This window comes from Paenibacillus mucilaginosus 3016, assembly GCF_000250655.1.
Classification (GTDB): Bacteria; Bacillota; Bacilli; order Paenibacillales; family NBRC-103111; genus Paenibacillus_G; species Paenibacillus_G mucilaginosus.
On the sequence record NC_016935.1, the window covers coordinates 2,472,898 to 2,485,483 of the forward strand.

5 protein-coding genes (1 of these 5 cut by a window edge) are annotated in these 12,586 nt (G+C 55.2%); 4 read left to right on the plus strand and 1 reads right to left on the minus strand.

From position 1 onward, the window contains the following. Together PM3016_RS10830 and PM3016_RS10835 are read left to right on the plus strand one after the other, a co-directional pair. Window positions 1–5,987, plus strand: the final stretch of a protein-coding gene (locus tag PM3016_RS10830; RefSeq protein ID WP_014369466.1) for an SDR family NAD(P)-dependent oxidoreductase. 12,103 nt of this gene lie to the left of the window's left edge; 5,987 of the gene's 18,090 nt are visible here — the last part of the coding sequence; its start codon lies off the left edge, out of view; it ends in the stop codon at window positions 5,985–5,987. A gap of 24 nt (window positions 5,988–6,011) precedes the next feature. Next, the gene (locus PM3016_RS10835) at window positions 6,012–6,998 is read left to right on the plus strand and encodes an acyltransferase domain-containing protein (protein ID WP_014369467.1); all 987 of its coding nucleotides are present in this window, start codon (window positions 6,012–6,014) and stop codon (window positions 6,996–6,998) included. Between the two features lie 157 nt (window positions 6,999–7,155). On the opposite strand, the gene PM3016_RS10840 is transcribed toward PM3016_RS10835, so the two are convergent. Further along, window positions 7,156–8,562: a calcium-binding protein gene (locus PM3016_RS10840; protein WP_013915599.1), complete on the minus strand. Its 1,407-nt coding sequence runs from the start codon at window positions 8,560–8,562 to the stop codon at window positions 7,156–7,158. A gap of 192 nt (window positions 8,563–8,754) precedes the next feature. Between PM3016_RS10840 and PM3016_RS10845 the strand changes: the two genes are divergently transcribed. Both PM3016_RS10845 and PM3016_RS10850 read left to right on the plus strand, forming a co-directional pair. Beyond that, complete coding sequence (locus tag PM3016_RS10845) at window positions 8,755–11,331, plus strand: glycoside hydrolase family 9 protein (protein WP_014369468.1); 2,577 nt, start codon at window positions 8,755–8,757, stop codon at window positions 11,329–11,331. 229 nt (window positions 11,332–11,560) lie between these two features. Continuing rightward, window positions 11,561–12,535 carry a LacI family DNA-binding transcriptional regulator gene (locus tag PM3016_RS10850; RefSeq protein ID WP_041617796.1) on the plus strand — a complete coding sequence of 325 codons (975 nt, stop codon included), beginning with the start codon at window positions 11,561–11,563 and terminating at the stop codon, window positions 12,533–12,535. Window positions 12,536–12,586: the final 51 nt, after the last annotated feature.

Genomic DNA, 12,586 nt, shown 5'->3' on the forward strand with positions numbered 1-12,586 from the left:
GACTTGGGATCGACTGGATGCGTCTTTATCCCGGTACCCAGCCTGGACGCATACCGCTGCCCGCATATCCGTTTGCCGGGGAAGCTTACTGGGTGCCCGAGTCCGAAACTCCGCCGCCGGCGAATAAGAATGACCGCACCGGTACAGGGTCCGGCTTGGCTGCCGCAGGGGCGCTTCATCCTCTGCTGCAGCGCAATATCTCTGACATCACGGGCATACGGTTCAGTTCGGTCTTTACCGGCAGGGAATTTTTCCTGAGAGACCACGTCGTTAAAGGACAGCCGGTCCTTCCGGGTGTGGCCTATCTGGAAATGGCCCGTGCGGCAGCTGAGCATGGAGCAGGGCTGCATATGGAGGGTGGAAAATGCATCCGTCTGCGCAATGTGGTGTGGGCACGGCCGATCGTTGTCGAAGCGGAGCCTGTGGAGGTTCATGTCGAGCTCTTCTCCGGAGATCGCGGCGCTCTTGATTATGAGGTCTCCACTTCTGCGTTGTCCGGCGGGGATACTGCCCAGCTTCACAGCCAGGGCAGCGTCCTGCTGGATTCATTTGAAGTCCGTCCAAGCTGGGACCTGGCCGCCTTACGAGCGGAGTTTGGCCAAGAGACGGTGCCAAGTGCACGGATTTACGATGCGTATGCCTCGATGGGAATCGGATACGGTCCGGCACACCAGGGGATCCGGCAGGTGAACACAAAGGACGGGAGGGTGCTTGCCCAGCTATGTCTGCCTGACGCCGCAGCCGAAGCAGGGAAGGGGTTCATTCTCCACCCAAGCCTGATGGATTCCGCCCTGCAGGCTACACTTGCCTTAATGCTGCGTCCGGGTAAAGGGGATTCGGAGACGCTCACACCGGGCCTGCCTTTTGCCCTGGGAGAGCTGGAGATTTACGGCAACCTTCCCCCTGAGGCCTGGGTGCTTATCCGGTATAGTGAAGGCAGCAGGCCGGGCGACCGGGTACAGAAGCTGGATATCGACCTGATCGGGGACAATGGACTGGTTTGTGTAAGAATGAAAGGCTTCTCAACCCGTACGTTGGAAAGCCCGGCGCAGCCTTCAAGTGATGCGGAGCCGATCGATGTCCTTCTCCTGGAACCCGTCTGGAACGAGCTGCCCGCAGCGGAAGGGACGGTCCAAGCCTACGAGAAGCATTTGATTGTCTTATGCGAAACGGGTGCCGGTTCTGTTCCTCACCTTCGAAGCCGCCTAAGCAGTGCACGCTGCTTGGTCCTGGAGGCCGGACCGGCGTCGGTGGGAGAACGGTTTGCCGCCCACTGCACCCGGATCTTCGAGGAAGTAAGAGCTCTTCTAGCCGAGAAGTCCCGGGGCAAAGTTCTTGTGCAAATCGTCATTCCGCCGCAAACCGGAGAGCCCTTGGCCGGGTTGTCCGGCCTGATCATGGCGGCCCAGAGCGAGAACGGCAAGCTGGTCGGCCAGGTCATTGAAAGCGAAGCGGCCGGTCCGGTGCTTGCGGACCAGCTGATGGAATGCAGCCATAGTCCATTGGATAAGCGCATCCGTTACCGTCAAGACAGGCGCTGGACTGGCGGCTGGGCCGAGATCACCAGGGAGATGGAGCCGGAACTCCCCTGGAAGGACGGTGGCGTGTATCTCCTGACCGGCGGTGCCGGCGGCATCGGATTGCTCCTTGCGCGGGAAATCTCCGACCGGGTCCAGGCTCCTGTGCTGATCCTCACCGGTCGATCCATCCTAGGGGAAGCGCGGCGGGCGGAACTGGAACAACTGCAGGCCCTTGGAGCTCAAGTCGACTACAGGCAGGTGGACGTGACGGACGCTGAACAGGTGTCCCGTCTGATTGGCGGCATTATGATCGACTACGGCAAGCTTGATGGCATCATTCATGGAGCGGGGGTCATCCGGGATAATCTGCTTCAGAAAAAGACCGTCCCGGAAATGCTCGAGGTCATCGCACCCAAAGCGCAGGGACTGGTCCTGCTCGATGAGGCAAGTCAATCGATCCCGCTGGACTTTATGATTGCCTTCTCCTCCGTAGCGGGAGCGATGGGGAATCCGGCGCAGACCGACTATTCGGCGGCCAATGCTTTCCTGGACGCGTATGCAGTCTATCGCAATTCCCTGACGGCCTCCGGCCGGCGGCACGGCCGGATGCTATCCGTCAACTGGCCTCTCTGGAAGGACGGGGGAATGCAGGTCGGCCTCGAGGTGGAGAAAATCATGCTGCAGAGTCTCGGTACGGTCCCTATGCCGACCCGGACCGGCATGGAGGCCCTTTACAGGAGCTGGGCTTCCGGGCGTGATCAGGTGATGATTCAGGTCGGACGCTTGTCACGAATCCGGCCGAGGCTGCTGCCGGTTGTCAGCCCGCTGTCCGCACCTGCTCGCACCAAGACAGCGCCTGCCGCCAAACAGGACGCCGCGGGCCGGCTTGAACAGGTCCGGACCCTTTTGACGGCAGCCGTATCCAGACTGCTTATGGTGAAACAGGAAGAGATCGACGTGCATTCGGAGCTGGGCGATTACGGTTTTGATTCGATCTCGTTTACGCAGTTTGCCAACAGGCTGAATGATGACCTGCACCTGGAATTGACGCCTACCCTTTTCTTCGAATATACAACCGTTCATGAGGTGGCGGAATATCTGATCGCCGAGTACCCCGGTCACTTTGGCGGCGAAGATCCGGACGTCCCAGAAGAGGTAACGGAGGCAGCCTCTGTCCTCGCGGAGTATGCGGAGGAAGCGGAATCTGTTCCAACTCCTCCCGGTAGAATTCGTCTGCGTCCGGGAGGGAAGGCGCCGCTGCCTGCCGCCCCCGGTGTGGAAGAAACCGGAGGCGCTCCGGTGAAGGGCGAAGCTGCAGGGGCGTCCGCCGAGCCCATCGCCATCGTGGGGATGAGCGGCCGGTTTCCGAAAGCGGAGGATGTGCATGAGTTCTGGCATAACCTGATGGAAGGGAAGAACTGCATCGATGAGATTCCTGTAGAACGCTGGGACTGGAGGTCGGAGCTTGAGGGCACTGCGGAGCCTGAAGACAGCGGACTCCGCTGGGGAGGCTTCATCAACGGCGTCGAGAACTTCGACCCGCTCTTCTTCAGCATCTCTCCGCGGGAAGCCGAGATGATGGATCCCCAGCAGCGGCTGCTGCTCATGGAAGTATGGAAGGCGATCGAGGATGCGGGTGTGGCCCCCAAGAGCTTGTCGGAGCGTCCAACCGGCGTCTTCGTAGCGGCAGGACCCGGTGATTATATGGGTCTGGTCTCGATCAACAAAGACAGTCCGCAGGCCATGACGGGAGTGGTTCCTTCTCTCATCCCTAATCGGATCTCCTACGCGCTGGATTTGAAGGGACCCAGCGAGTACTGTGAAACCGCATGCTCCAGCACGCTGGTGGCGCTGCACCATGCGGTCCGGTCCATACGGCTCGGTGAGTGCGAGCAGGCGATCGTCGGGGCAGTGAACCTGCTCATTTCGCCGGTCGGGTTCACCGGCTTTGATGCCATGGGGTATCTGAGTCCCAGCGGTCAAGCGAAATCGTTCCAGCCGGAGGCCGACGGCTTCGTGCGCAGCGAAGGGGTGGGAGCCCTGCTGATCAAGCCCTTGTCCCAAGCTCAGAAGGACGGAAATCCGGTATACGCGCTCATCCGGGGCACCGGTGTGGCGCATGGCGGAGCAGGGATGTCCCTCACCTCGCCCCATGCTGCGGGAATGAAATCGGCCATGGCGCAGGCCTTCAAGGACTCCGGCATTCATCCGCGTACCGTATCGTATATCGAAGCACATGGGATAGCATCCCCGATGGCTGACGGTATTGAGGTAGCGGCCTTAAAGTCCGGTTATCTTGAGCTGGCGGCGGAGAGGGGAAGTGCCGACTCTCCGGAAGAGTCTGTCTGCTTCATCAGCTCCTTGAAACCTGTAATGGGTCACGCGGAAGTGGCGTCCGGGCTGGCTTCGCTGATCAAAGCGGTTCAGGCCATCCGGCATCGGGTCATCCCGGCCGTCCAAGGGTTCACTGCGCTCCACCCTCATATCTCGCTGGAGGAGAGTCCGTTTCGCATCACAGGCCAGCACCAAAGCTGGGAACCTCTGCAGGCCGGGGATGGCGGGCCGATTCCGCGGCGGGCCGCCATCAACAGCTACGGGATTGGCGGGGTGAACGCGCATGTGCTCATTGAGGAATATGCTCCACCCCAGGAAGCTTCATCTGAAACGGGTGACTCCCGTGAGAGTCAGGTCGTGATCCTGTCCGCCAAAAACAAGCAGCGTCTGGCTGAAGCCGCGCAGCGGCTGCATGACTGGGTGCGGAGTAACGGGGATTTACGGCTGCCCGATCTGGCCTACACGCTTCAGATTGGCCGGGAATGGCTGGAGTCCCGGTTCGCTTTCGTGGTAAACAGCAGGGAGGAGTTACTGCACGGCTTGGCTGCCTATGCAGGATTTCTTGATAGAAGCACAACGAACGGAGTAACCGCCCCGTTATTCACCGGGGAAGTGCGGGGATCAGGTGCTGCTGGCAAACCGTCCGCCCCGGTTGAAGCGGAAGAGCTCGAAGTGCTGCTCCGGATGAGGAAGCTGGATGTTCTGGCCCGGAAGTGGACGGAAGGTGCCGTCATTCCATGGGAGCTCCTCCATCAGGGAAGAAGGCCCCGGAGGATATCGCTGCCGACCTATCCGTTTGAACAAAGGCGATGCTGGCCGCTGCCCGACACAATCGGCAGCAGACGCATCGGGAAGGCAGCCGCCGCTGAAACCGCCGGCAGTTCCAAGACTGCCATCAACTATGCGGGCAGGGTAACGGAGATCGTCTCCCGTCTGCTCGGCATGCTCCCTTCGGAGCTTCATCCTAATACGCCATTGGACCAATACGGGATGGACTCGATTCTTTGGATGCAGCTGCTGAGGGAGCTGCAAAGGGAATTGGACCCGTCCTTCGATCTCATGAAGCTTCAAGAATGCCGGACGCTGGAAGAGGTCCAATCCGCAGTACAGCGTTATGCCGAAGCCACTCCTTTGGCAAGCGGCAATATCAAGGGCCACGCCATCGATGTAACACCGTTTCCGGAGCTCATCCTGCTGAATCATGGCAGCGATGAGCGGCCTGTGTTCTGGTTCCATGGCGGCTTAGGAGGGGTGGAGATGTACCAGGCTCTAGCCCAAACGAGCCGTCGTCCGTTCTATGGCATTCAGGCGAGGGGATGGATGACCGGCCGTTCTCCACTTCAAGGCATTGGAGCCATGGCCGCTTATTATGTGCATATCCTGCTGCAGGTGCAGCCTGAAGGGCCGTATGACTTGGGAGGCTACTCTCTGGGAGGGGTGATTGCCTATGAGGTCGTACGACAGCTTCAAGAGTTAGGGAAAACCGTGAATACGGTGGTGATGCTGGATTCGCCGTACGGACCGGCCTTCCAGCAAGGCGCCGTATCCAGGACATCGGCGGTTCTGCAGGCCGTCAATTTGGCACTGGCATCGAAACATTTTCAGCAGCCGGAGCAATTCGCACAAACCCTTATTCATCGCGACGAAGTCACCTTCGGCCTGGAAGAGGGGGAGCTTCTTCAGCAGCTCATCGGGCTAGGCAGCGGGCGGGGGTTGACCAAGACGGCAGAGCAGCTCCAAGCCATGATTGAAGCCAATGTCAAAATCCAGCACGCTTACCAGTTTGACCGGTATACCGCCATGCCGCTGCCGGAACCCCATGCGGTAGCGTGCTACTATTTCCGAAATAAACGGGGTCTTATCTTCGGGGAGCTCGAGCCTTATTTTTCCACGACAGAGGATTCTACCGTTCTGGACCGCGCGGCCTATTGGAAGGAATGGGAGCGGCAGTTCGCGAATCTGCATATGATCGACGTGGATGCTTCTAATCATATGGTGCTGCTGTCGGAAGCCAGGTCATACGAGAGGATTTTCGAATTTTGTGAGCGGCTGTATTCCGGCGGGGGGATTACGCACGAGTTCCTCGAGGGGTTCAAGGACAAGATGAAGCAGCTGCACGGGGTCAGAGTATAATGGGATCTATCGGAATCGGTGGTGATGGATGTGGACAAACCGATTGTTTTTATGTTCTCCGGACAGGGGTCACAGTACTACCAAATGGGTAGAGCGTTATATGACGGGCACCCTGTTTTCCGCCACTGGATGGACACCTTGGACCGGAGCTGCCTTGCGATCGGCGGGTACTCCGTAACCCGGGAGCTGTATGATGAGCGGCAGCCTGCAGGCAAATACTTTGACCGCCTTGAGTACACGCACCCAGCCATTTTCATGTTGGAATATGCTTTGGCGAATGTCTTTATGGAGCTAGGATTGCACCCCCAATATGTCTTGGGGACCAGTTTGGGCGAATATGCGGCATGTGCCGTTGCGGGGGCTCTCGATTACGAAACGGCCTTGGCCTCAGTCATCGTTCAAGCCGAGATGATTCGAACAGAGTGCGAGCCCGGAGGGATGACCGCGGTCCTGGCACCGTATTCCCTGTATTACGACGAGCCGGTATTTCACACCAACACGGAACTCGCCTCCGTGAACTACGATACACACTTTGTTGTGGCTGGAGGTGAGGCCGGTTTGACCGCAGTGGAGCAATACCTCAGAGGGCGGGAGATCACCTTCCAACGGCTTCCCGTCCCGTATGGGTTCCACTCCCGCTGGATTGAAGCGGCCAGGATGCCTTATGCAAGGCATCTTGGTTCCGTTACGCTTCATTCGCCGCGAATGAAAGTGGTCTCCGGCTGCAGGGGAGAACAAGAGAACCTGGATGCAGAATTCCTCTGGGAAGCCGTGCGCGAACCCCTATTTTTTCGCAGCGCCATCAAAGCGCTGAAGCCAGAGAAGTCGAAGATCTATATCGACTTGGGCCCATCAGGTACCTTGGCCAACTTTATGAAACAAAATAAATATCTTGGGCTTGCCACAGAAGATATCTACCCCGTCATAACCCCGTTCTCCAAAGAAATGACTGGTATGGAACGGATCGTCGCTCGAATAGCGGCTGAACAGAAGGAGAGACCGTGGCTTTAGTGCCAGGTCTCTCTTTATTTAAGGCGTAAGCTGAAATGTTATGGTTTCAGTTTTATAAAAAAGCGCGGGTTGGGTGGAGTTTAACTCCCACAACTCGCGCTTTTTTTTGTTCATCTCCGCCTATTGGGCAGATTGTGGGCCTTCATGCTGTCACTCTTCATCCTATGGCGGGGCCGATCAGAAGCTCCTGCAGCTGGGCTCCAGTCACTGATACTTTCTCATATTCACCTGCCGTACTTGCAGAGGCAGCCGAAGCTGCTTGGATCATTCGCTCGACATCCGCATCAGTGAAGACGAAACTGTCTTCTCCCTCTCCATATACGAAACGCTCGATTCTGGAGGCAGGGCTTCCGAAGAACCCCTCAACGAGCACTTCATGCTGTTCGTTTACTTCGTCTATTAAGGTGACGATCAGATCACCTTCCTCGCGGGTAAACTGGGTTTCACCCACCTTATAGGTCGCTGTCAAAATGTTTAACGTATCTACCTCTCCAGCGAGTCCATCATCTTGTATGGTGCACTTTCCAACAGTGGGTCCAATGGCATATAGATCCGAACCCGAGCCGCCAATCATTGTTGTGTTCAAATCTCCTGATTTGTAAATATTGCCTCCTAGCATTAAACTATCATTGCCCGAACCGCCGATCATCAAAGAATCCATCCCCGCGGTAGAAAGACGGTCGTCTCCAGTTCCGCCATCCATATAGGACCCGATACTGTAATCATGAAGAGCCCACCCTGTTCCAATCGAGTCATTGCCTTGTCCCCCATAGAAGGACGACATGGATGTAGTTCCACCCAAAGAATCATTACCCTCTCCACCATAGATGGATGATCTGAATGTGGATGTGTTTAAGGAATCATCGCCACTCTCTCCATACAGTACCGAATTGGACGCATAGCCGTGGGCCCAATCTGAGTCATCTCCACCATGAACTGTATGACGGGAACCGGACAACTCAAAAATATCCTTGCCCTGTCCGCCGAAATAGGTATTTCCCTCACTCCAGCTTGGAGGTGAATATTCGTCACCAGGCCAATCTATGAAATGATCGTTGCCTGCTCCACCTTCATAGCGTCCTCCTGTTGTAGAGAAAATCACCAGTTCGTCGTCACCGTCACCACCTTTCCATATGCTGCCGCTGTGTGAGTAAAGACGGGATCTATCGTCGCCTTCACCCATGTTCACTCTCATTCTCTTCTGGTCATATGCGTTCACATAGTCGTTTCCGATCCCAAGATCGACTTTATTGTTCGCGATCTTCGCGTCTGTACCGGTACCGATGAAAGTTGCCCCATCATTCCCCTGGTTGTCTAATACGATGTTTTCCCCGGAAAATAGTATAAACTGGTCTTTTCCCTCGCCTCCATGGATCCGATGACTCGGGCCCTCAGCGGTAATCAGATCATCGCCTGAACCGCCATGAATTAGGCTTCCTCCGCGGGTTCCCAGTGCATGGATTGTATCGTTCCCATCGCGGCCAAAGACGTATTGATTCCCCTCGGGGGAAATCCGGATGAGATCATCACCAGCAGTACCAAAGAGCGGCTGTTTATACGCCAATCGAAACACCATCCTATCGTCAGTGATTGGATATTCTATTTGATATTATCATAGATAAAGGTTTTAAATCCTAAAATTAACAACCAATTTTTGAATGAAAACTATAGCATTTATTCATGTAGTTTGTACGGAAATGAAGGGATATAGTATTTATGCAAGCGTTTTCTTAATAAGTTCAGGAGGAATGTAACGATGTTCACAGGAGGCAAGCTTCGCGTAAGAAAGAAATGGTTTCCCATGATCCTGGCTTTGACGATGGCATGCAGTATGCTGCCGCAGCCGGTCAGTGTCCATGCAAGCGAGACGAATCCCTACCTGCCGCCCGAAGGGCCGGAGTGGAACAAGCTGCGTGATCTCAATATCGACAGTTACGCTTGGGGCTACGGAAGCACGGTGACATCCGTCAGCTATGCAGGCAGGCAAGCGTTCCGGCATGACGTTACGGGTTCTTGGGCCAGCCAGTTTATTATGAATGGATGGCAGACTTTCAATCTCGCTCCGTATGATGAGAATGGGACGCTGGAGTTTGATATCATCGGCCAAGCCGGAGGCGAGCAGGTGCAGATCGGGTTCCAGGATGTGGTCCATGAGCGGAGAGTGAACGGGGCGTTCTTCACGGATTCGGACGCGCAGCCTGAGGAAACAAGACAGGATGCCCTGTCGCAGGATATGAATTCCTACGTTCCGGTAACTCGGGAATGGCAGCACGTATCGATTCCGCTGAAGACCATCACGGGCAGCAATGCCCTCTTCGAAAAGAAACAAGTTCAGCTTCTGAAGTTAACCGGGACAAGCAGCAGCCCGTCTACGTTCTGGATCAGCAACATTCGCATCGTATCGCCGGATAAGGAAGCGAGCGCGATGCCGATCAAAGTCAACCAGGTCGGGTATACGCCCGGCAGTGACAAGTACGCGCTTGTCAGCGGGTACTACAACGAAGTATCCGCCGGACCGGGCACCCCGTTCCAGGTAAGAAGACAGTCGGATGACAGCATAGCTTATTCGGGTCAATTATCCCTTGTCAAAGCTTATGACGCTCTCTCCGGAGAGAAAGTGCTCAAAGCGGATTTCACACCGCTGAAGGAAACGGGCTCGTTCTATGTTACCGTCAATGAAGTGGCAGTTCCCTCCGTCCCTTTTGAGATAAACAGCGGCGTGTATGGCGGTTTGCTGAAAGATGTCACGAAATTCTTTTATTATCAGAGAGCCAACGCAGACTTGCAGGCAGCCCACGCCGGTGAGTATGCCCGTACCGGTGCGCATAAGCAGGATGCTGCGCTTCCCCTTCAGTCCAGCAGTATAACGAGGGACGTGTCCGGAGGCTGGTGGGATGCCGGAGATACCGGCAAATACGTGACGGCCGGTGCGACAGCAGTATCGGATCTGCTGTGGGCGTACGAAACGTTCCCGAAGCAGTTCAGGGACGGGCAGTTGAATATTCCGGAGAGCGGGAACGGCGTTCCGGATCTGCTTGACGAAATTAAATTCGAGACGGATTTCTTCCTGAAGATGCAGGACCCGGTATCGGGCGGCTTCTACGCTTATGTGAACCGTGAACCTGTCCCGAACCGGTACATCATGGACGGTACAGGCTCTGCAAGCGTTATTCCTACCGCCCAGACGGCCAATACGGTTGGAGCCTTAGCCCATGCTGCTGTGGTATTCAAAGGGGTGCCGGGGCAATCGGCGTACGCCGCCAAGCTCCTCGCAGCGGCTGTCCGCGGATGGAATTTTCTTGAGGTCAATCCGCAGTATATCGCACAGCCGGACGGACCGTACAATGATCAGGAAGACCTCAATGACCGCTTCTATGCCGCGGCTGTACTGTACCGTGCAACAGGTGAGCAGAAGTATAACGCTTACGTGCAGGCCCATTATCAAGCCTTCGCTTCCAAATTCAGTACCGCGGACTTCTCGCACGGAATTAACGGGATGGAAATGATCGGTTATTATCATTACCTCAAATCGAATATGCCGGATGCGGCGGTCAAAGCATGGTTTACGCAGCAGTTTACGGCTTGGCGCGCCAAGGTGATCGATACAACCCTGAATACCGCGGTGTGGCGCAACTCCACGAACGAGGGGTTCTATTGGGGAGCCAATTCCAATGTGGCCAGCGTACCGATGAGTCTGGCTATCGGAAGCATGATTACCGGGCAGTATAACGCGGAGAATCTGAAGGTGGCTTCCGGCAATCTTCATTACCTGCTCGGCATCAATCCGCTGCAGTTGAGTTACATTACCGGTCACGGCGAGAATCGGATTCACCGGACGCATCATGAGATCTTTATGAGAGATTTCAAAGTGGAAATGCCGGGAGGCTATATGGTGGGGGGGCCGAATAACGGGAAGGCCAAATTCCCGGCCAAAGCTTACAATCATTCGACCGTAGACTGGGAAACGAATGAGCAGGCGCTGAACTATAACTCTCCGCTCGTATTCCTGACTGCCATGATGCTGGCTGCAGAACAACCGGAGAAGGTTTATGTATCTTCCATTACCTTGAATAAAACGACTGAAACCTTAAAGCTGCGTTCTCAATCCACGGTAACGGCGTCCGTTGGTCCGGAGACTGCCGAGAATAAAAGGGTAACGGTGAAGTCCAAGAATCCTAACGTGGCCAAGGTGGCATATGCCGTTTATGATGCAAGCACCGGACAAACCAGCTTTACGGTCTCGGCCGTCGGGATCGGATCAACACAGATTGTCGTCACGTCTCAAGACGGCAAAGCGTCAGCCCTTTATAACATCAGCGTAACCAGGAAGTAGTTTGGAAAAGAGGCTGGGCTAGCTTAGGGACAAACGAAGGTTCAGCCGATGAAAATAGCCGTGAGACTTGGAAGAATACTCTTCAAGATCACGGCTATTTTTTTGATGCTTGAAAGGTTTGATGCTTGAAATTGCAGCTTTCTCACAAAATGATATTGAAACGTTTCCAAATAGGTGTTATGATATGGATATCAAGGAAAGAGGCAGTGTGCAGCGGGAGGTATCAGGCTTGTCAAACTTGAAAGATGTGGCGGAATTGGCCGGAGTTGGTGTGGGTACCGTATCGCGGGTCATCAACAATCATGCTTCCGTCAAACCGAAGACTCGGGAAAAGGTCCTGGAAGCGATTAAGCAGTTGAATTATGTGCCGAATGAAATCGCCAGGAACTTTAAAATGCAAAAATCCAATCTAGTCGCGCTGCTGCTGCCAAGCATATGGAATCCATTCTTCTCGGAGCTTGCTTATTACATTGAGGACGAGCTGGACCGTGAAGGCTACAAATTGATTCTGTGCAACAGCGGAGGCAAGCCGGCGAAGGAACTGTATTACTTCGATACGCTCAGCCAGAACAAAGTGGCGGGGGTTCTTGGGATTACCTATAACGATATTGAGAGCAGTCTGGATACGGAGATTCCGATCGTCAGCATCGACCGTCACTTTTCCAAATCCGTCCCCTGCGTTACGTCGGATAACTATACCGGCGGCCGGATTGCCATGAGGGAATTGTACAGGGCGGGTGTTCGTAAGCCGGCTTTCCTGGGCGTAGTGACCGCGATTTTTAGCGAGACGATGCTCCGGAAGAAAGGGTTCATTGACGAGGCGGAGTCCTTGGGGCTTGACTATATCGTCTACGAAGAGCCTGACCCTGTGATGGACGATCTGAAGTACTTCGGTAACTTCTTCAAGGTTAGAGAGCATCGCGAGGTCGATGGTGTATTTGCCATCACGGATATTTTTGCGGCCAAATACATCGATCAAGCGCAGAAGTACGGGATCCGTGTTCCTCAGGACGTGAAGGTGATCGGCTATGACGGCATTCAAGATAACACGCTTTTCCATCCCATTCTATCCACGATTCGCCAGCCGGTAGAGGAGATGGCCCGCACCTCGGTGAGACTGCTTCTGAGTCAAATCGCCGGAGAGTCGGTTTCGCTGGACACCATTCGGATTCCGGTACAGTTCAGGCCCGGGGAGACAACGTAGCTTCTTACGCAGGGCCTGATTTTTTCACCCGATTTGGAAACGTTTCAAATT

Excerpts from the sequence above, each read along its gene's own strand:
- PM3016_RS10845 (WP_014369468.1), top strand. The coding sequence starts at position 8,755 with ATGTTCACAGGAGGCAAGCTTCGCGTAAGAAAGAAATGGTTTCCCATG.
- PM3016_RS10835 (WP_014369467.1), top strand. The coding sequence starts at position 6,012 with ATGGATGTGGACAAACCGATTGTTTTTATGTTCTCCGGACAGGGGTCA.